Below are 20,481 nucleotides of genomic sequence, written 5' to 3'. Positions count from 1 at the left end.
GTGGCTGGTGGTCTCGTCGCCCTTCTGGACGACGTCGCGGTACTTGCGAAGGCAGCCGCGGCATCCATAGACGACATCGGCGCCGCAGCCGGCAGGGCGAGCGTCAAGGCAGCGGGAGTGGTCGTCGACGACACGGCCGTCACCCCCCGCTACGTGCACGGGTTCACCCCCGATCGCGAACTGCCGATCATCCGCAAGATCGCGATCGGGTCGATCCGCAACAAGCTCCTGATCATCCTGCCGGTCGCGATGATCCTGAGTCAGTTCCTCCCGCAGGCCCTGCCGTATCTGCTCATCGCCGGTGGTCTGTTCCTCTGCTACGAGGGCGCCGAGAAGGTCTACGAAGCGCTCACCGGCGGCCACCACGAAGAAGAGGCCACCGCAGCGGAGAAGGGTCCCGAGTTCGAGAAGGCCATGATCGGCGGCGCGATCCGCACCGACCTGATCCTGTCCGCCGAGATCATGGTGATCTCGCTGGCATCGGTCGAGGACGAACCCTTCCTGACTCGCCTGCTCGTCCTCATCGTCGTCGCCGTCCTCATCACCGTCCTGGTGTACGGCGTGGTCGCCCTGATCGTGAAGATGGACGACGTCGGCCTGGCGCTCGCGAAACGGAAGTCCACTTTCGCTCAGCGCGTCGGTCGCGGTCTCGTGACGGCGATGCCGAAGCTGATGACCGTTCTCACCGTGGTCGGGATCGCCGCCATGCTGTGGGTCGGTGGGCACATCCTGCTCGTCAACGTCGGCGAGGCCGGATTCCATTGGCCTGCCGATCGTCTGCACGATCTCGAGCACTGGTTCGGCGACCTCGTGCACGGCGGATTCGGCGGCGTGTTGTCGTGGACCGCGGGGACCGTGGCATCCGCTCTGGTGGGCCTGATCGTGGGTGCGATCGTCGTGCTGATCATGCACCTGATCCCGCGGCGAAAGAAGGCCGACGCCGCGCACTGACGCCGCCGGATCCCCCGGACGGGTCACTCGGGGGCGTTTCTCCGGACCGCCTGCGCGAACGCCCGCATGAGACCGGGATCCTTGATGCCGCGTTCGGCCTCGATGCCGCTGGAGACGTCGACACCCCACGCCCCGGACGTGGCAAGCGCCCTCTCGACATTGTCGGGGTTCAGCCCGCCCGCGAGGACCCACCGGCCGGACGGCAGGGCACTGCGGTCCTGCCAGTCCCACGTCTTCCCGGCACCGGCGACGGCACCGTCGACGAGCAACAGGTCGGCGCCGAAGTCCTCGGACAGCGCCTCGGCTCCTCCGGTGTTGATCGCGCGGATCACCGTGAATCCCGCGTCGTGCAGCACGCGCACGTCGTCGGCCGACCGCAGGTCGTGCACCTGGACGTGATCGAGATTCGCGGCTCGGGCCGTCGTGACGATCTCGTCGAGGGACGCATTCACATAGACGCCGACGGCGAGTGTTCCCGCCGGCACGCGGGTGCGGAGCGTCGCGGCCCGATCCGGGGAGATGCGACGAGGGCTCTTCACGAGGACGAAACCGACCGCGTCGACGCCCAGTTCGACGGCGAGATCGACGGTCGCCTCGTCCTGCAGTCCGCACATCTTGATGAACGTCATCACTACCTTCCTCGCCGCTTCTCCATCTCGAGGATATGTGTGCGACCGTCAGCGGCAGCAGTTCGGATCCAGGACGACCCTGAGCGCCTCGAGGGACTCGGCGCGGGCACGGTGATAGACGTTCATCCCGCGTCGCTCGGATTCGACCATGCCCGCCTTGCGTAGTTGTCCGAGGTGATGACTCACCGTGGATTCCGCCAGATCCACACCGGCGGCGAGATCGCACGTGCACACCGCACCTTCGTCGGCGGTGAGCAGGATCGACACGAGTTTGATGCGCACCGGATCGGCCAGGGCCTTCAACCGCAACGCGACCTCGAGGGCGGCGTCGTCGCGCATCGGCGCAGCCGATACCGGCGCGCAGCAGATCGGGGCGCGGACATCGATCACGGGCAGCGCTTTCGGCATGATTCGAGCCTAACCACCTTCTTGACATATGTCGAAATACAGGAGCATCCTGTGGGCGGTAATTCGATATATGTCACACAGGTGGAGGCAGTCATGTCACGCATCCAGTTCGCCCTCGACGTCGACGACCTGCCCGAAGCGGTCGCCTTCTACTCGGCACTGTTCGGCACCGAACCGGCCAAGCTCGAACCGGGCTACGCCAACTTCGCGATCGCCGATCCGCCGTTGAAGCTGGTGCTGTTCGAGAACCCGGGCAAGGGCGGCACGATCAACCATCTCGGGGTCGAGGTCGACTCGTCCGAGAAGGTGCACACCGAGATCGCCCGATTGACCGAGGCGGGCCTGTTCGCCGACGAGGAGATGGGCACGACCTGTTGCTACGCCACGCAAGACAAGGCGTGGGTGACGGGTCCGGCAGGGGAGAAGTGGGAGGTGTACACCGTCCTGGCGGATTCGGCCACTTTCGGGTCGAGCCCGCAGCATCTCGACGGCACGCAGGAAGCCAGCGGCGGAACATGCTGCACGACCGGTGCCCCGGACGAGCAGCAGGACGACAACTCCACGCCGAAAACCGGCGTAACCTCCTGCTGCTGACCGCCTTTCGCTACGAATATCACGGAACCGGGACGAGATCTGTCGCCTCGCCGCCGGGCGGGGCGACGACTCGTATCAGCCTCGCGCCATGTCCACGAACCGCGACAGGTGCAGCTGGTGGGCAACGGTGATGGTCGCGGTCGGGCCGTTACGGTGCTTGCCGACGATGAGGTCGGCCTCGCCACCACGCGGGTCGTCGCGCTCGAAGGCGTCGGGGCGGTGCAGCAGGATGACCATGTCGGCGTCCTGCTCGAGGCTGTTGTGCACCGCGATGCCGTCGGCGACGAAATTGTGTGTGCCGGGCACCGTTCCGTCGTAGACGTCCTGCTCGCCGAGACTCGTGACGGAGACGATCTCGTCCCAGAACACGTTGTTGGTGGCGACCATGTCGATGTCGGCCGTGTCGAGGACATCGGCGACCCGGGCGAGCCGCGAGCGTGCACCCTCGGTGGTGCGCGGGGTGGCGGACGCGACCGGTCCGATCGGAGCGAGCTGTTCGACGGCGAGCAATTCGCCGAGCTCGGCTTCGATCTCGGGGGTGACGGTGTCGGGGCTGTGCTTGACGAGCTTCGGTCCGAGCTGCGCGAGCACCCACTGCGCCGCGGTTCCGTGCTTGCCCACGTCGTGGAGGAAGACCGCCTGGTTCTCCGCTCCGGTGACCGTGAGGTCCCAGCCGTCGCCGGCATCGGTGATCCGTGCGAACACGCCGATGCGCAGGAGCAGACGGGCAAGATCGTCGGCGAGACGACGATCCGCCGACCGGTAGCGGACGACGGCGCGGGCAGCGCCTGCGTCCCATGCGACCTCACCGCTGTCTTCCCAGATGTGGCAGACGAGCTCGGCGACCTGCTCCTTGGGGAGCGAGAACGCGCGGGTGGGGATCAGTCGGCCGGCCACGGCGGTGTCCGCGAGAGCGGCCACCTCGTCGTCGGATGCGGGTATCACGTCGAGGGGTGCGGGCACCGCACGCGGCACTGCGACACGCTCACCGGCGACCAACTCGCCCAACGGCATCCAGCCGTCGATGGTGAGGAAGGGATGGTTCGCGGTGGCTTCGACACGACGCCCCGAGGCCAGCTCCAACCGGAAGACTTCCTTACGGCCGCTGGGGAAGACCTTCACCATCGGCCGGACGACCATCCGCATGCGTTCGTCGAGCGACCACACGAGGGGCTGTTCGCCCGACTCGAGCAGCTCGCCGAGCGTGACTTCGGCGCCGGTGTCGGCGCGCATGATGCGTGTGGACGCCGGCAGACACCCCGACTCTCGGAGGTCGGAGACCTGCGGCCGCTTGTCGGTGCGCTGCTCGGGACCACGGTTGAGCTGACACACCGCGACGACCGGAACCTCGAGTTCCTTCGCGAGAAGCTTGAGGCTACGCGAGAATTCGGAGACCTCCTGCTGACGCGACTCGACCTTCTTGCCGGACGACATGAGCTGCAGGTAGTCGATGACGATGAGACGGATGTCGTGTTTCTGCTTGAGCCGCCGCGCTTTTGCGCGGATCTCCATCATCGTGAGGTTCGGTGAGTCGTCGATGAACAACGGCGCTTCGCTGATCTCGCTCATGCGGCGGGCGAGACGCGTCCAGTCGTCGTCGGTCATGCGTCCGGATCGCATGTCGCCGAGCTTGATCTTCGCCTCCGCGGACAGCAGACGCATGACGATCTCGGTCTTGCCCATCTCGAGCGAGAAGATGACCGACGCCATGCCGTGCTTGATGGAGCACGACCGCATGAAGTCCATGCTCAGCGTGGAGTTGTGTGTGGGCACCATCGCGCGACCCGCGAGGTACATGTGGTCGCCGTCGACCTCGACGCACCGCACCGGGACCGAGGGAACCGGGCGGACGGCGACGATGCGGCGCTCGCGCGGCACGGTGGCGCGGCATTCCTTGTGCCGCACGGCCTTGCTGGGCAGGACGAAGACGTCGTCGTCGGTGGTGAAGGAGATATCGGTGCCGTCGAGCACCGGCGCGTAACCGAGGCCCGACAGGAGTTCGGCGACGCCCTGCGCCAGACGCTCGGACGAGCCGACGAACCGGATGGTGCCGTCGTCGTCGATCTCTCCACCGGCGTCGAGCAGACCCGCGAGGAGTTCGCGACGCTGCGGTTCGGATGCCCGCTGGTATTCAGCGGGGATGTGGGCGCCGAGCGCGACGAGGGCGCTCGTGAAACCACCTTCGCCGTCGATACGCATGTGCAGTTCGGGATCGGACGACGGGCCGCCGAGCCACGCACCGAGCGTGAAGGGGGAGACGGGCAGCTCGGTTGCCGGGAACGACAGTGCCTCGGTGTTCGCGACGGTGTGCCCGGCGTCGGCGGTGGCGGCGAGTTCGCCCGTGGTGCGGATCGCGCCGTCGCCGGTGCGCCACTGGTGCTGCTCGTCGGCGACGATCACGGTGCCGTCGGAGAACACGACGTCGAAGCACGGACGGCCGTGCATGACCTCGGTGGCGGCGAGGACGCGGACGGGGCGGCCGTCGGCGCCGAGGAGTTCGTCGCCCACACCGACCTCGCCCATCGTGGTCCAGCCGGTGGGGGTGGGCAGGGGAGTGTCGAGCGCGAGGGCCTTACCCACACCGGGACGCGCGGCGACGATGATCATCTGGCCGGCATGCAGCCCGTTGGTGAGCTCGTCGAGTTCGGCGAAGCCGGTGGGCACGCCGAGGGAGATACCGCCGCGGCTGGCGATGGAGTCGATCTCGTCCATCGTGGGCTGCAGGAGTTCTTCGAGCGGCACGAAGTCTTCGGTGGTGCGTCGTTCGGCGACCTCGAAGACCTCCGCCTGCGCGCGGTCGACGATCTCGGCGACGTCCTGGCCGTCGGCGCCGGCGTAGCCGTACTGGACGATGCGCGTGCCCGCCTCGACGAGACGACGCAGGACGGCCTTCTCGGCGACGATCTCGGCGTAGTAGCCGGCATTGGCCGCGGTGGGGACGGTCTGGGTGAGCGTGACGAGATAGGCGGCTCCGCCGAGACGCTTGAGTTCGCCGCGCCGGTCGAGCTCGGCCGACACGGTGACCGGGTCGGCGGGTTCGCCACGGCTGTAGAGATCGAGGATCGCGTCGTACACGGCCTGGTGGGCCGGACGGTAGAAGTCGCCGGGCCTCAGCACTTCGAGGACGTCGGCGATGGCGTCCTTGCTCAGCAGCATGCCGCCGAGCACGGACTGCTCGGCCACGAGATCCTGAGGGGGCTGTCGACCGAAGTCTCCACTCGGTTCCTCGGGAGGTCCCGAATATTCGGGATTTCCACGATCGTCAACGACGGCCACTGCAGTGCCTGCCTTCCTCCACATGTCCCCGTCCGGCGCGCTGTGCTCCGGCGGATACCTGCACGCACTCCCGGTGTCGGTACCCGGGGTTTCGTGTCCGGTTCTACTCGCCCCTACCGACATCCTGTGTGTGGAGTCGTGCGCCCGACGTTAGGGATCCGGATGACCCTCCACAACTCGGGTTGTGCACACAGTTGGGGATGAATTGTGGAAAGAGGAGGACAGCCTTGTGCACCGGATGTGCACAACCTGGGGACAACACATCTCACATCTCCCATAACTGCAGGTAGGAGCAGAAAAATGTCTGTTCACACCTGTGGAGAAAAAGAATTTCGGCGTGTCGGAGGGCCGGGCGTGTTCACCCATTCGTTCCCCGAACGACATTCCGAGGAGTCACAACGGTGTGGTTTACCCCCCGGTTTATCCACAGGCTGTGCACAGACGACGAGGAGCCCCACGCCGACCAGGCGCGGGGCTCCTCGAGGGGCCGGAATCAGGCAGCCACGACGTTCAGCGTGAACTTCGCGGTGACATCCGGGTGCAGCTTCACGACGATCTGGTGCTTGCCGGTCGCCTTGATGTGAGCCTTGGGCAGCTCGACGATGCGCTTGTCGACAACCGGGCCACCGGCAGCCTTGAGAGCACCGGCGACATCGGCAGCGGTGACCGAGCCGAACAGCTTGCCCGAGTCGCTCGAGGTCTTGACGCTCAGCGAGACGTCCTCGAGGCCCTCGATGGCGGCCTTGAGCTCCTGGGCATGCTCGAGGCCACGCACGGCGCGAGCCTCCTGAGCACGGCGGATGCCCTCGACCTGCTTCTGGGCACCACGGGTGGCGACGATCGCCAGGCCGCGGGGCAGCAGGTAGTTGCGGCCGTAGCCGTCCTTGACCTCAACGGTGTCGCCAGGCGCACCGAGGTTGTCCACGTCAGCAGTAAGGATGAGCTTCATCGTGTCCCTCCCTTTCCTCAGCGAGTCGTCGAGACGTAAGGGAGCAGAGCCACCTCACGAGAGTTCTTGACAGCAACAGCGACGTCGCGCTGGTGCTGCACGCAGTTGCCGGTGACGCGGCGAGCGCGGATCTTGCCGCGATCGCTGACGTACTTGCGCAGCAGCGTCGTGTCCTTGTAATCGATCTGCACGTTCTTTTCCTTGCAGAAGGTGCAGACCTTCTTCTTCAAAACCTTCTCGCGCGCGGGCGACTTAGGCATGGTCGTTCTCCGTAATTTTGGATGTTCCGATCGAGGTCGGATCAGAACGGAGGCTCGTCGTCCCCGGAACCACCGAAGGAGCCCGACTGCGGGGCGTCGCCCCACGGGTCGTCTCCGCCGACGTTCGTGTTCTGAGCGGGACGGCCACCGCCCGATCCACCGGAGGAACCACCGAAGCCTCCGCCACCGCCACCGCGACCGGCCTTGGTGACCTTGGCCGTGGCGTAACGGAGCGAGGGGCCGATCTCGTCGACCTCGAGCTCCACGACAGTGCGCTTCTCGCCTTCACGCGTCTCGTAGCTGCGCTGCTTGAGCCGGCCCTGCACGATCACACGCGAGCCGCGAGTCAAGCTCTCGGCCACGTTCTCCGCTGCCTCACGCCAGATGTTGCAGCGCAGGAACAGAGCCTCGCCGTCCTTCCATTCGTTGGACTGACGGTCGAACACGCGGGGCGTGGATGCAACGGTGAAGTTCGCAACCGCAGCACCCGCGGGGGTGAAACGCAGTTCGGGGTCGGCGGTCAGATTGCCGACCACGGTGATGACGGTGTCGCCTGCCATGTGGTTCCTCCTGCAGTGTGGGGAGTCCTGATGCGCCAGAGCCTACGGCCCGGCGCCGACAGGCTCACTTGCCGTGGCGCAGAACCTTGGTGCGGAGCACCGACTCGTTCAGGCCGAGCTGGCGATCCAGCTCTGCAACGGCAGCAGGCGTCGCGCTGATGTCGATCACCGCGTAGATGCCTTCGCTGTTCTTGGCGATCTCGTAGGCGAGACGGCGCTTACCCCACACGTCGACCTTGTCGACCTTGCCGCCTTCCTGGCGAATGACGTTGAGGAACGTCTCCAGCGAGGGAGCGACGGTGCGCTCGTCCAGGCTGGGGTCCAGGATGATCATCAATTCGTAATGACGCATAAGACCTCATCACCTCCTATGGACTGTGAACGGTCACGGACGTTCCGTGACAGGAGGGTCGTTGCGTCAGCAACCCATGAAGGGTACACGACGGCCGGGCGGCCAGCGAAATCGCCGACCGTCGCGGGCAGGGGTTTTGTCCTAGGGTGAGGACATGCGCACGAGCTCCGGGACCGTCTCGCTCGTCGCCGTCCTGACGTGCGCGGTGATGATGTGGTTCGGCTACCTGAACAAGGCCCGGTGCGCCGGCCCCACCTTCGACGCCGAGGGCCGCACGCTGCGGTTCGAGGACATCAAGGACGCCGACGTCTGCTATTCCGACATCCAGCAGTTGTGGATCGGCCGCGGCATCAACCTCCACGTCTTCCCCTTCGTCGACGGGGGCATCACCTCGTCGGGAGCGCTGACCGGGGGCACCGTCGAGTACCCCGTGCTCAGCGGGGTGCTCATGTGGATCGGGGCCATCGGCGCCCACACCGATGCGGAGTTCCTCCTGCAGTCGGCGTTGTTGCTCGCCCCCTTCGGGCTGATCACCGCGTGGTTGCTCGCCCGGATGGCCGGATGGGCCGCGCTGTTGTGGTCGCTCACGCCGCCGCTCGTGCTCTACGCCTTCCTCAACTGGGACCTGCCGGTCGTGGCGGTCACCGTCGCCGCCGTCGCGGTGCTGACGATCGAACGCTGGTCGCTGCGGACTCGAGGAGTGGTCGCGGCGGTGCTGCTGGGCGTGGGTTTCTGTCTCAAGCTCTATCCGGGCATCTTCGTGCTGCCGCTCATGGCCTATGTCCTCACCGGCGGGAGCTCACCCGACCGGAAGCGGGACGTCCCCGGCGCCCTCGCCGTCGCGGGCACGGCGGCAGCGACGGTCGCCGCGATCAACCTGCCCTTCGCGATCCTCGGCTACGAGGGCTGGCGGGCGTCGTTCGCCTTCCAACAGAACCGGGAAGCGGACGGGACCAGCAACTCCATCTGGTACTGGGGTCTGCGGCCGTTGATGGGCGGCTACCAGGAATACGAGAACACTCCCCAGTACAACGAGCTGGTGGCCCAGTTGTCGCCGACGCTGGTCGCGCTGTCGTTCGCGCTCGCCCTGTGGCTCGGATGGCGCCGATACCTCCGCGACGGCATCTATCCGTGGCTCGGTACCGGGGCCGCGATGCTGTGCGGGTTCATGCTCTTCCACAAGGTGCACTCACCGCAGTACACGCTGTGGCTGTTGCCGCTGCTGATCCTGCTGCGCGTGCCGTGGGGTCTCGTCGCGGCCTATCTCCTCGCCGATCTCGCCATCGGCATCGGCATCTTCCGGTGGTTCGCCGCGACCGCCGGCGAAACGGACATGGCCCTGCCGCTCACGCTCGTCCACATCGGAGTATGGGGACGCGCGGTCCTGCTGGTCGTGCTGTTCTTCGTCTTCCTGCGCGTCCCGCCCCGAACTCCGTGGCAGCAGACGGAACGGACGGACTACGCTCGCCGTCCGACGACGACCGGGAGAGCGTGATGAACGACAACTGGACGGAACATCCCGTCCTCGAGGGTCCCCGTATCCGACTCGAGCCCCTCGCCGACGCGCACGCCGGAGGGTTGCTGAAGGCCGCCGACGATCCTGACACGATCTTCGCCTGGGCGCACCTCGTGATCCGCGACCTCGACGACGCGCGCACCTTCGTGCACGAGGCCGTGGCCGATCCGTCCCGGCTGCCCTACGCGATCGTCGACAGGGCGACCGGCGAGGTGCTGGGGTCGACGTCCTACTACCTGCTCGAACCGGCCCACCGCACGCTGGTGATCGGCTACACCTGGTTGTCGACGCGAGTGCAGCGGACCCACGTGAACAGCGAGTCGAAACTGCTTCTGCTGCAGCGCGCCTTCGACGACCTCGGGGCCGTGCGCGTGACCTGGCACGCCGACGAACGCAACACCCGTTCGCGCGACGCCCTGCGCCGGCTCGGCGCCACCGAGGAGGGCCTGCTCCGCAAGCACCGCAGGCGCCGCGACGGCAGCTGGCGGACCACCGCGCTGTTCTCCCTCACCGACGACGAGTGGCCCGGGGTACGCGCCCGGCTCGAGGAGCGCACGGTGCGATGAGGACGAGGCGCGCGCTCGCAGCCCCCATGGCGATCGCCGTGGGTGCGGTCGCGGTGTGCGCCGCGGTGGCGTGGGCCGACCCGACCACGCCGGGCGGGGTCATTCCGCCGTGCCCCACCTACTCACTGTTCGGAATCCTGTGTCCCGGTTGCGGTTCGTCGCGGATGTTGTATTCGCTCGTCCATCTCGACGTGCCGGCAGCGTTGCACTACAACGCCCTCGGTCTCGTCGCGCTGGCCGTGCTCACCGTGGCCTTCGGTCTGTGGACGTGGAGCAGGGCGCGGGGCACATCGATGCCGCGATGGACGCGATACCGGTGGACCCCGCACCTCGTGCTGGTCCTGACGACGGCGTGGTTCGTCGTGCGCAACATCCCGGTCGCGCCGTTCACCGCCCTACGGATCTGACCGTCAGAGGATCGGGCAGTTGACCAGGTAGTCCCAGTCCGTCCCGGGATCACCGGTCACTCGGACGAGAATCGAGGATGCGCTACCTGCCGGCACATTCACCACTGCCGATCCGGTGCCTTCGTTGATGCTGTCACCGATACGGCCGGTGTCGTAGATCCGGGAACCCCCGTAGAACACCTGGATCCGGTCGGGAACGTCGTAGGTCTCCCATTCGAGCAGGAACGACGTGGGACCGCTGCGACCCAACTCGTGGTAGGTGCCGGTGACACCTTCTCCTCCCGACTGCCGCGACTGGTTGCACTGCTGGGTCGTCGGCAGCGATGATCCGTTGCCCAGGATCGCACTGCCCAGATCGATCGCCCGTCCACCCAGATCCACCACGCTGCCGGGCAGTTCGGACACGCTGCCGGGCAGATCGGCGACACTGCCCGGCAGATCGTTGCTGCCGGCGCTGCCGGTGGGAGCGGCCGAGGCGGTAACGGGCGCACCGAATGCGACCGCCGCCACCGTGACGGTCGTCAGAACCGCGCGCAGACCCGAACTGCGAATACGAGACATGCTTCCTCCGATGATCGATGCGTCGAATCCCCCACGAGGGACGTTCCCACACCGTGCGACGCGTGCGTATCCTGCAATCGGATGAATCCGGCTCGGTCGGAACATCTTCCGCTCCCTCGATTCACGCCGTGTCGCCGCACGGCGGCCGGTAGGGCACGCCCGGCAGGTGCCGTTCCCATTCGTCCTCGGTCACCGGAGTGCCGACGGTGGAACACAGTGCCGCCGCGACGGTCTCGGGATCGAGCTGCCACAGCCGCACGGAACGGTCCGGACCACCTCCGACGAGCACCGCTCCGTCGTGCGCGAAGGTAGCGTCGTAGACCCGGCTTCCGTAGGCGGTGAGCACCGCGTGGGTGGTGGGGGAGTCCGGGCGGGTGACGTCCCAGATCCACGCCGACCCGTCGCCGACGCCGGCCGCGAGACGATCTCCGTCGGGGGAGAAGTGCAGCGAGTACACCGCGTCCGCCGGCCCGGTGATCCGCGCCAGTTCGCGTGGGGCAGCAGGGTCCGCGACATCCCACAGGCGCACACTGCGGTCGGCGCTCGCCGCGGCCAGGATCTCTCCGTCGCGACCGAACGCGACCGTCTGCGCCTGACTCTCGAAGCCGGACAGCTCGGAGGTCCGGGTCGGGTCTGCCGGATCGGAAAGATCCCACAGTTCGACGAGACCGCCGGCACTCGCTACGGCCACGATGTCGGCAGTGGGATGCCACGACAGCACGTATGGATAGTTGTCGGCTTCGAAGGTGCCGACGACGCGCGGAGCAGCGAAATCGGAGGCGTCGACGATCGCGACTTTCGCGTCCTCCGTCGCCGTTACCGCCACGGCGGGTCGGTCGGGAGCGAACTCGACCACTCCGACGACACCCGTGACGATGCCCTCGGTTGTCCCGGCGAACTGCGGCGCTGCAGGGTCCGCCAGATCCCACAGGTGCACGGATCCGCCGGATGTTCCTGCTGCAGCGAGTGATCCGGTCTTCGACAGTGCCGCGGTACCGCTGAACCGATCCTCGACGGGTGGGCTCAGGGACGGCAGTTCCACCGCCGCACCGGGATCGACGATGTCCCACAGCGGCAAAGCATTCGACCGTCCCTGGCCGAAGAGGACGAGGGTGCCGTCCGCATCGACGGGAGTGACGTAGACGGCCTCGTCCGCGGGCAGGACCGGGCCGGGCACCGGCCACCACCCCACGGTGCCGTCCAGGGCCGCGGTGAGCACTGCGCGACCCTCGTCGGCGAAGACGACCGAGGTCACGGGATTCGAACCGGGCAGTGTCGTGATCGATTCCGTGGCGTCGGGAGTCATTCCGTCCGCCCAGATACGGACGGTGTTGTCGGAGCTGCCCGCAACCAGGCGACGACCGTCCGGAGCGAACGCGACGGTGTTGACATAGCTGGTGAATCCTTCGAGGGCGGCCAGGGGCACGGGTGCCGCGGGATCGGCCATGTCCCAACGCAGTACGTGACGTCCGGTGGTGCCGGCCGCGACCGTGCGGCCGTCGGACGAGAACGCCACCGACAGAAGATTCTCGGTTCCGCCGTCCGGCAGCGTCTCGAACACCGGTCGCGTGCCGGCATCCTGCGCCTGCGCGTCCCACATCCGCAGCGACATCTGCCTGCCGGCCACGACGAGCCACCGACTGTCGGGCGAGAAGGCCGGGTACACAGCACCTTCGACCGAATGGTCGAGTGAGGGCAGTTCTCTCACCTCGTCGGCATTCGTGTTCCATCGCAGCACCGTGCCGGAGCCCGTTCCTGCTACGAGTTGCCCTCCGTCCGGCGAGAATTCGAGTGAATATGCCGTGTGATCGGAGTTCGCGAGCACCGCCCGCTGCCGCGGGGCGACACCGCGACCGCATAGAGTTCGGCGGCGCCGTCTCCCGCACCGAATTCCACGGTGGGGGTGGTCGACGGTCCGGTCTCACCCCCGCCCACAACCGCACCGTGCCGTCGGATGCGGCACTGACCACAGTGCTCCCGTCGGGTGTGCTGCGTGCCTGGAGGGGGCCGGCCGGTCCCGTCAGACGCACGGGGGTACGCACACCGGTGGTGTCCAGCAGCGCCGAGCGCGCCTCCACGGTGTCGGCGACGCGGTAGCCGGCCAGCGCGAACTGGGCGGCAAGGGCGGGTTCGGTGGCCGACAACTGCGACGAGACGGTCGCGATCTGGCGCGACATCGCGTCGTCGCGTGCGCGCTGGGCGTCGGCGCGTTCGGTGCGCGCGCTGATTCCGGCTGTGGTGGCGACGACCACCAGTACGAGGGCGATCACCGCCGTCACGGTGAGGGCGCCGACGAGCCGCCGGAGCACCCTGGTCCGGCGGCNGCGCTCCGCCTCGACTTCGGCGTCCCGGTGCGCGACGCTCCGGGCGAGGAACTCCCGTTCGGTGTCGTTGAGCGCGTCGGCGTTGTCGTCGACGCGACTCCAGTCGTCGTGGAGGACGAGCCGGCCACCGCCGAGCAGGGTGGTGTCGTCGCGGTCGCTGTCCTCCCACACCTGCGCGGCGCGGGCGAGTTCGCGATGGACCGCGAGGCCCGCCCGGTCGGCGTCGATCCATCCGCGCAGCCGGTCCCACGCGGTGAGGAGAACCTCGTGACTCGGCTGGACGGAATCCTCGTCGACCGTCAGGAGCCGGGCGTCGGCGAAACGGTCGACGATCTCGTCCACGGCGTCGACGTCCCCGAACGCCAGTTCGCCGCGGGGAGTGCGTCGTCGCGTCTGGGTGTCGTCGTCGACGTTGACGAGACGCAGGAACACCCGGCGCGTGAGGCGCTGCTGTTCGGGGGCCAGTTCCGAGTACAACTCCTCGGCGGTCTGCTGGACAGCGCCGGAGATACCGTCGACCGCGGTGTAGTCGGCGACGGTGAGCGTCCGGCGCTCGGCCCGCTGCCACAACCGCAGCAACGCGTGGGACAGCAGGGGGAGTGTGCCGGGCTCGTCCTTCGTCCGCGACGCGCGGGGAGCGAGATCGGTCAGCAGCACCTTCACCAGTTCCGGTGGAACGGCCACCCCCGCCTTGGCCGCCGGTTGCACGATGACGGATTCGAGTTCGGCCGCCGACATGGGACCGACGACGACGGGCCCGGACTCCAGGATCGGTACGAGGTGCGGTTCCCGCGCGGCGTGCCCGTAGAAGTCGGCCCGGAGTCCGAGGACGACGACGATGTCGTCGGGCGGCTGTGCGAGGTGTTCGAGGAAGTCGTGGCGGTCCTCTTCCTCGCCGGCGGTCCACAATTCCTCGAACTGGTCGACCACGAGAACGGTCGGGTGATCGACGTCGAGGGCACCGGCGAGCTTGTCCGGTCCTGCCGACGCGGGGGTCAGGACGACGGGTTTCCAGTCGCGGAGGTCGGTCTCGTCGGAACCGACGGCGGCGGCGACACCGGTCCGCAGCAGAGACGACTTGCCCGCGCCGGAAGGACCGACGACGAGGATCACCCTCGGCCCCTGCCCGGCGACCGCGGCGCGGATCCGGCGGAGAACGTCCTCGGTGATGTCGTCGCGGCCGAAGAACCACTCGGCGTCATCCGCCTCGAAGGAGGACAGACCGCGATAGGGGATCGGGCCGGTGTCCCGGCGCTCGGTCCGTGCCTGCCGGGCGCGACGCGCAGCCGCGATCCAGGTGTCCGCCTCGGTCTCGTCGGCGACCCCGCACGCCGTGAGTACGGCGCGGAAGGCCGGCTCGCTGGCGCGGGTCGGCAGGTGCTGTCCGGAGAACCATCCGGCGACCGTGCCGTGCAATGCGCCGGACGCGTCGACGACATCGCGGATCGACAGTCCTGCTCGGGTTCGCAGGGCGGTCAGGGCCCGGCCGAACTCGGCCCGGGAGGTGATGGAGGTCGGATCGGCCGCTCCACGGTTGTTTCCGTCATCTACGGTTCCCTCGGGAAGAATCTACGTTTCCGCAGGTCATCGATGTATGACTGGACGGATTTCGTACGGGATCACGCGCGGGCGTAGGTCTTGGCACCGACGGCGACGAGGATTCGGGGTGGCGCATTCGCGCCGGCTCCCCAGACTCTTCGTCAGCCGAGAGGCGGTTCGCCGTGAGCGCTCGGCACCGTTCGTCCTCGTTCCACGAAATGCGTGTCGGCGGCCTCGTGCGGCCTCTGCTCAGCGCCCGCGAGAAGGAAGTTCTGCTCACCTGGCTGGCAGCGGACTCGAAGACCGACGCGGCGAGGCGGCTGTTCATCTCGGTGGGCACGCTGAACACACATCTGCAGCGGATCCGCCTCAAGTACGCGGCAGCCGGACGGGATGCCTCGACGAAGGCGAGTCTGCTGGCACGCGCGCTCCAGGACGGTCTGACGACGCTGGACGAATGGTGACACCGCACGAAGGTGACGCCGCGCGCACGGTGACGCGCCGGCGCGTGAGGTCAGGGATCGTCGGAAGTGCAGGGCACGGCGAACCTCCAAGGCGCGGTCGACAGGGTCCCCGACAGTCCCGTAGCAACGAAGTGACGAATCGGATATAGCGACAAAACGCCCGGAGATGTGTGGTTCGTCCATTCACCCGTGGATGTGGACTCCGTCCACCCGGTTCAGGCCGCGCGCAGGGAACTCAACGCCGCGTGCTGCTCGACACCGACCCGTCCCGGCGCCACGGCGAGCGCCACCGCGGTCTGCCGCGAGTCGAGGCCCACGATGGTGCGCAGGATGAGGATCTCCTGCTGGAGTCGGGTCAGCGGGAAGGCCCGCGGGCTCGCGAACTCGGCATCGGCCGCGTCGGCGACCAGCGTGTAGGCCAACCGCAGGAAAGGCCGGTCGGCTCCGGACGGCGCGGTGAGCTCGGCGAGAATCGCACGGCAGGCGGCCAGGGCGAGACGATCGGCGTCGGCGAAGGTACCTCCGGCGGCTTTCGCACGGGCCCGGAAGTAGGCGATCACGAGCGGATGCAGGTCGCGCAGGAGTCGTGGGATCGCGGTGGCGTCGCCGGCCGCGACCGTCCACGCCAACTCACACGTCGTGAACTGTGATGCGGTGACATCCGTCCCCGCTCCGAATCCCCGTCCGCCGCTCGCCATTCTCCCCCCTCGTGCTCGTTCCCGAGCCTAGGGGGCCGACGAAGTCTCCGACATCCATCGTTCGGATGATTCTTCTCTCGTGACCCGATGGTGAGCGGGTCGCAACCTGGCGGGCAGCCATCGTGGCGGACGGTCGGGAGCCTGGTCGAGCACACCACCGACGGGATCGTCGACGAAGCCGTACCGCACGGGATCCCGCACCGGACGCCGGATCTGCCACAGCACGACCGCGCACAGTGCCACGACGGCGACATCGCGCAGGAAGACCGTGGCGGTGAACCACTGCTCCGGCAGCCCCTTCCGATCGGGACCGAGGTAGTAGTACATGCGCGGAACCCACACCAGCGCATCGATCGTCATCCAGGCGACCAGTGCGCGCCGGTGGGGCACGGCCAGCACGGCGAGCGGCACGAGCCACAGCGAGTACTGCGGACTCCACACCTTGTTCGTGAGCAGGAAGGCCGCGACGAGGAGGAAACACAGCTGCGCGAGGCGGGGACGGCGCGGTGCGGTAAGCCCGATCCACCCGATCGCGACGCAGGCCGCGGCGAACAACACGAGCGAGACGCCGTTGAAGGACGAGGCCGACCAGGCCGGCCAGCCCACGAACGAGTGCAGCACGTTGTAGATCGAATCCGGGTCTGCTCCGCGGTCGGAGTTGAGCCGGAAGAACTCCGCCCATCCGCGCGGGTACAGCACCATGATCGGCAGATTCACGACCAGCCATGCCGCGGCGGCCGCTCCCGCGGTGCGGGCGAACGACCGCAGGTGGCCGGTCCGCAGGCACAACACCAACAGCGGACCGAGCAACAGCAAGGGATACAACTTCGTCGCGGCACCGAGGCCGAGCAGGACACCGGCGAGAACCGGTCGACGGCGCGCCCACGCCAGCAGGCCACCGGCGGCGAAGGCCGTGGCCAAGGCATCGAAGTTCGTGAAGGCGTGCACCACGACCAGCGGTGACGCGGCGACGAGCGCGGCGTCCCAGATCCTGCGACCCGCCGACATCGCGGTGGCCCACACCGTGACGAGCCAGGCGAGCGCGAGACCGATTGCGACGACGGCGAAATAGATCGCGACCTGCAGCGCATCGGGGAGCCACGGTGTGGCGTCCCACGCCTTCGCGATGCGCATCGAGCCGTACTGGTAGAGCCCCGCGAGCACCGGATACTCCATGTACCGGGTCTGCATCTGCCCGTCGGGACCGGGTTCCTCCCACGACGTCCGGTACGGGAAGGCACCCTCGGCGAGCCGTTCGGCACCGTAGAGCGGAACGATGTCGGAATAACACATCGCCACGTACTGCCGGTTGCCGCTCCAGTCCAGGCCGAGCGCACCGTCGGGACCGACGGGTCCCTGCTGGACGCAGGCCGCCTTCGTGAACCAGCCGAAGGCGAGGAAGACGACCGCGAGCAGCAACATCGCCCGCAGGGGAGTGAAGAAGCGGGTGCGCCCGAGCACGGCGTGCCGGCCCACCGGACCGCCGATGACGGCGGTCAGGCGCGACACCGTCGGGTCGGTACGCCCGGGGGTGTCGCGCCAGTCCAGGGAACGACGATCCTCGGCCGGTGGTGCAGCGGACACCACCGGCCGGGCGTCGGATCCCCGGTCGTCGCTCACGCGGCGAGGCTACCCGGCCGGAGCGTATTCGAACGCGCCCTGGGGGCTACCGCCCTGCGCGCCCTGGAATCCGCCTCCCTGCGCGCCCGGGATCGCGGGGCTCTCGAGTCCCGGGATGCGGTTCTGCGGAGGCGATCCACCCTCGTCGGAGTCGTCGCCGGTACCACCGCCGGTTCCGCCGCCGGTGTCCTCGCTCTCCTCATCCTGACCGCCGTTGCCGGGACGAGAGGGCGCGTTCTGGGTGGTCGTCTGCGGGGCGACACCCGGAACGGGGATGGTGACGCCGGGGAAGATCTCCACGTTCTGCGTTGTGATCTCCGGAACCTCGGGAAGACTCGGCACGACACGCGAAGTGGTGGTCTGCTCACGGGTGGCCGGAGCCGTCGTCGACGCGGTCCACGCCGGCACGCCGGAGACACCGGCGATCGGTTCCGGCGTCGGGAACGACTCGACCTCGGTGCCCTCGAGAGCACCGTCCATCGTGTCCTTCCAGATGTCCGACGGGATACCCGAGCCGTAGATCATGCCGCCCCAGCTGTTCTCGAGGGGCAGGCCCTCCTCGGTGCCGACCCACACCGCGGTCGAGAGCGACGGCGTGTAGCCGACCATCCACGCGTCCTTGTTGGAGCCGGTGTCGCCGAGCTGAGCGGTACCGGTCTTCGCCGCGGACGGGCGGCCGCCGGCCAGGGCGTGGCCGTTCGAATACGCGGCGATCGGGGTCATCGCGGAAGTGGTGTTGTCGGCCACCGCCGCGTCGACGACCTGCTCACCGGCAGAGGTTCCACGGTCGAGGAGCACCTCGCCGTCCGACGTCACGACCTTCTGCACGAAATACGGCTCGTGATAACGGCCGGACGCCGCGAGCGTGGCGTACGCCGAGGCCATGTCGAGCACGCGCGACTGGTACTGGCCCAGCACGATGCCGTAGTTGGGGCCGATGCCGCCCGGCTCGGTGAGCGTCTCACCGATGCCCGGCAGTTCCTTCGCGACACCCAGCTTGTGCGCCATGTCGGCGATGGCCTGCGGGCCGTTGTCCATCTCGAGCATCATCCGGTAGAAGCTCGTGTTCAGCGACCGCTTGAGCGCTTCGGCGATGGTGCACTGCCCGCACGACTCGCCCTCGACGTTGCCGATCTTGATGCCGTTGACCGTCAGCGGACCGCTGTCGTAGGTCTGCGACAACGGCACGCCCTGGTCGAGGTTGGCGGCCAGGCCGAACACCTTGAACGACGAACCCGTCTGCAGACCGGACTGGGCGAAGTCGTAACCGACACCGCTCTCACCGCCGTAGTAGGCGCGGATCGCCCCGGACCGGGGATCGACCGACACCACCGCGGTACGCAACTCCTCGGGTTCGCCCTCGAGATTGCTCTGCGCCGCCTCGACCGCCGACTGCTGGGCCTGGGGGTCGATCGTCGTGGTGATCTGGAGACCGGCCGTATTGAGGAGGTTCTCGTCGATGCCCTCGCGGGACAACTCGGCGAGCACCTGGTTCTTGATCAGACCTTCGGGGCCGGACGACTGGTCGCCGTTGTCGAGCTCAGCGATCGGCATGTAGGCCGGGTACTTCATTCCCGACCGTTCGGCGGTATCGAGCGTGCCGGCGGCGACCATGCCGTCGAGCACGTAGTTCCAGCGCGCCTCCGCACCCTCGGGGTTCTGCTCGGGATCGAGCAGCGACGGCAACTGGATCGACGACGCGAGCACGGCGCCCTCCTCGACGGTGAGCTCACCGACGGGCTTGCCGAAGTACGCGTTCGACGCCGCTGCGATGCCGTAGGCACCGCGACCGAAGTAGATGGTGTTGAGGTAGGCCGCGAGGATGTCGTCCTTGGCCCACTGGTTCGCCATCTTCGTCGACAGCACCAGCTCCTTGAGCTTTCGCGTCAACGTCCGCTCGGAACCGACGACGGCGACCTTCACGTACTGCTGGGTGATGGTCGAACCACCACCGGCGCTGTCGCGGCCGAGCACGTTGTCGCGGGCGGCACGCGCGAAGCCGGTGACCGAGAAGCCGGGATTGCTGTAGAAATCGCGGTCCTCGGCGGCGAGCACGGCATTGCGGACGTGCACGGGGATCGCGTCGAGTTCGACCTCGGTGCGGTTGCCCTCCGGCGGGATCACCTTCGTGATGACGCCCTGGCCGTCGGAGTTGAAGATGGTCGCGGCCTGGTTCGTCTGCAGCTCACCGGGGCGCGGCACGTCCTGGACGATGTACGCCAGCATGAACATGAGGATCGGGACGAGGATGCCGGCGGCGACCACGCCGTAACCGATCCGGCGGATCGTGCGCCAGCGGTTGCTCTTGCCGCCGCCCTTTCCACCGCCGGCGCCGCCACCCGAACCGCCACCGGGCGGAACGGTGGGAGGTCCGCCTGCGGGCGGGCCGCCGGCGACGCGCGTCGTGGGTGCATCGTTCGCAGCACCCGCAGTCCCTGCAGCACCCGCTGCAGCGCTCGCACCCATCGCAGCGGAGACCCGCTGCGTCGGGGCGTCGGCTCCGGGACGCTGTGCAGCTGATGCGTCCGCTCCGGGACGCTGTGCACCTGCCGCGTCCGCTCCGGGACGCTGTGCACCTGCCGCGTCCGCTCCGGGACGCTGCGCACCTGCCGCGTCCGCTCCGGGACGCATGGCGACGGTCGGATCGGCCTGCGGCGTGCGCTGGACGGGAGGCACCGCGCCGGGCGGCAACGTGCCGGGACGCGGCGGCATCGACTGGTTGGGGTTGCGCGGCTGGTTGGCGCCTGGGGCGGGCACCGGTCCGCGCGGTGGGTACGGCTGTCCCGGTCGGCCCTGCTGGGGGCCCG

At 68.1% G+C, this 20,481-nt stretch carries 18 protein-coding genes and 1 pseudogene; 6 read left to right on the top strand and 13 right to left on the bottom strand.

From position 1 onward, the window contains the following. Entirely contained in the window at positions 1-951 is a 951-nt protein-coding gene (locus tag ACLBYD_RS01810; RefSeq protein WP_447815357.1) for a DUF808 domain-containing protein, read from the top strand. A gap of 23 nt (positions 952-974) precedes the next feature. Here ACLBYD_RS01810 and ACLBYD_RS01805 read toward each other — a convergent pair whose 3' ends face one another. Together ACLBYD_RS01805 and ACLBYD_RS01800 are read right to left on the bottom strand one after the other, a co-directional pair. Continuing rightward, the gene (locus ACLBYD_RS01805; RefSeq protein WP_064256095.1) at positions 975-1,580 is read right to left on the bottom strand and encodes a phosphoribosylanthranilate isomerase; all 606 of its coding nucleotides are present in this window, start codon (positions 1,578-1,580) and stop codon (positions 975-977) included. Between the two features lie 48 nt (positions 1,581-1,628). Next, on the bottom strand, positions 1,629-1,988 hold the full coding sequence (locus ACLBYD_RS01800) for an Rv2640c family ArsR-like transcriptional regulator (protein WP_006550795.1): 360 nt from the start codon (positions 1,986-1,988) through the stop codon (positions 1,629-1,631). 93 nt (positions 1,989-2,081) lie between these two features. On the opposite strand from ACLBYD_RS01800, the gene ACLBYD_RS01795 reads away from it, so the two are divergent. Continuing rightward, positions 2,082-2,582 carry an ArsI/CadI family heavy metal resistance metalloenzyme gene (locus ACLBYD_RS01795; protein ID WP_447815173.1) on the top strand — a complete coding sequence of 167 codons (501 nt, stop codon included), beginning with the start codon at positions 2,082-2,084 and terminating at the stop codon, positions 2,580-2,582. 75 nt (positions 2,583-2,657) lie between these two features. Here the strand turns inward: ACLBYD_RS01795 and dnaB are convergent, their stop codons facing one another. From dnaB to rpsF, 5 genes are all read right to left on the bottom strand, one after another. Next, positions 2,658-5,858 carry a replicative DNA helicase gene (gene dnaB, locus ACLBYD_RS01790; RefSeq protein WP_447815172.1) on the bottom strand — a complete coding sequence of 1,067 codons (3,201 nt, stop codon included), beginning with the start codon at positions 5,856-5,858 and terminating at the stop codon, positions 2,658-2,660. 493 nt (positions 5,859-6,351) lie between these two features. After that, complete coding sequence (gene rplI / locus ACLBYD_RS01785) at positions 6,352-6,807, bottom strand: 50S ribosomal protein L9 (protein WP_026061132.1); 456 nt, start codon at positions 6,805-6,807, stop codon at positions 6,352-6,354. 17 nt (positions 6,808-6,824) lie between these two features. Further along, entirely contained in the window at positions 6,825-7,067 is a 243-nt protein-coding gene (rpsR, locus tag ACLBYD_RS01780) for a 30S ribosomal protein S18 (protein WP_006550800.1), read from the bottom strand. Positions 7,068-7,108: 41 nt separating this feature from the next. Further along, positions 7,109-7,627 (bottom strand): single-stranded DNA-binding protein, encoded by a 519-nt coding sequence (locus tag ACLBYD_RS01775; protein WP_006550801.1) that lies wholly within the window; start codon positions 7,625-7,627, stop codon positions 7,109-7,111. Between the two features lie 64 nt (positions 7,628-7,691). Beyond that, a complete protein-coding gene (rpsF, locus tag ACLBYD_RS01770) occupies positions 7,692-7,979 on the bottom strand; it encodes a 30S ribosomal protein S6 (RefSeq protein WP_006550802.1) in 288 nt (95 codons plus the stop codon). A gap of 154 nt (positions 7,980-8,133) precedes the next feature. Here rpsF and ACLBYD_RS01765 point away from each other — a divergent pair, with 154 nt between their 5' ends. The 3 genes from ACLBYD_RS01765 to ACLBYD_RS01755 are packed head-to-tail and all read left to right on the top strand — an operon-like array spanning position 8,134 to position 10,468. Next, positions 8,134-9,474, top strand: coding sequence for a glycosyltransferase 87 family protein (locus tag ACLBYD_RS01765; protein WP_447815170.1), 1,341 nt, complete (start codon positions 8,134-8,136; stop codon positions 9,472-9,474). Continuing rightward, positions 9,474-10,061 carry a GNAT family N-acetyltransferase gene (locus ACLBYD_RS01760; RefSeq protein WP_447815169.1) on the top strand — a complete coding sequence of 196 codons (588 nt, stop codon included), beginning with the start codon at positions 9,474-9,476 and terminating at the stop codon, positions 10,059-10,061. Before ACLBYD_RS01765 ends, ACLBYD_RS01760 begins: the two co-directional genes overlap by 1 nt. A 26-nt stretch (positions 10,062-10,087) precedes the next feature. Then, complete coding sequence (locus ACLBYD_RS01755; protein ID WP_447815356.1) at positions 10,088-10,468, top strand: DUF2752 domain-containing protein; 381 nt, start codon at positions 10,088-10,090, stop codon at positions 10,466-10,468. Between the two features lie 3 nt (positions 10,469-10,471). Here the strand turns inward: ACLBYD_RS01755 and ACLBYD_RS01750 are convergent, their stop codons facing one another. The 3 genes and pseudogenes from ACLBYD_RS01750 to ACLBYD_RS01740 form a co-directional block, all read right to left on the bottom strand. Further along, entirely contained in the window at positions 10,472-11,029 is a 558-nt protein-coding gene (locus ACLBYD_RS01750) for a hypothetical protein (RefSeq protein ID WP_447815168.1), read from the bottom strand. Positions 11,030-11,150: 121 nt separating this feature from the next. Beyond that, complete coding sequence (locus tag ACLBYD_RS01745) at positions 11,151-12,767, bottom strand: WD40 repeat domain-containing protein (RefSeq protein ID WP_447815167.1); 1,617 nt, start codon at positions 12,765-12,767, stop codon at positions 11,151-11,153. 790 nt (positions 12,768-13,557) lie between these two features. Continuing rightward, a pseudogene (locus ACLBYD_RS01740) lies at positions 13,558-14,769 on the bottom strand (nSTAND1 domain-containing NTPase); the annotation flags it as partial. A gap of 305 nt (positions 14,770-15,074) precedes the next feature. On the opposite strand from ACLBYD_RS01740, the gene ACLBYD_RS01735 reads away from it, so the two are divergent. Then, complete coding sequence (locus tag ACLBYD_RS01735; RefSeq protein ID WP_447815166.1) at positions 15,075-15,356, top strand: LuxR C-terminal-related transcriptional regulator; 282 nt, start codon at positions 15,075-15,077, stop codon at positions 15,354-15,356. 215 nt (positions 15,357-15,571) lie between these two features. On the opposite strand, the gene ACLBYD_RS01730 is transcribed toward ACLBYD_RS01735, so the two are convergent. From ACLBYD_RS01730 to ACLBYD_RS01720, 3 genes are read right to left on the bottom strand one after another with little or no spacing between them, the layout of a single operon-like run. Beyond that, positions 15,572-16,054 carry an RNA polymerase subunit sigma-24 gene (locus tag ACLBYD_RS01730; protein WP_258260033.1) on the bottom strand — a complete coding sequence of 161 codons (483 nt, stop codon included), beginning with the start codon at positions 16,052-16,054 and terminating at the stop codon, positions 15,572-15,574. 27 nt (positions 16,055-16,081) lie between these two features. Next, positions 16,082-17,674 carry a glycosyltransferase family 87 protein gene (locus ACLBYD_RS01725; protein ID WP_447815165.1) on the bottom strand — a complete coding sequence of 531 codons (1,593 nt, stop codon included), beginning with the start codon at positions 17,672-17,674 and terminating at the stop codon, positions 16,082-16,084. Positions 17,675-17,683: 9 nt separating this feature from the next. Then, a complete protein-coding gene (locus ACLBYD_RS01720; RefSeq protein WP_447815355.1) occupies positions 17,684-20,386 on the bottom strand; it encodes a transglycosylase domain-containing protein in 2,703 nt (900 codons plus the stop codon). Positions 20,387-20,481 lie beyond the last annotated feature (95 nt).

The organism is Rhodococcus sp. C26F (assembly GCF_053345925.1).
The sequence above is the reverse complement of the archived record's forward strand: the minus strand, read 5'-3'. Positions and strand labels throughout refer to the sequence as shown.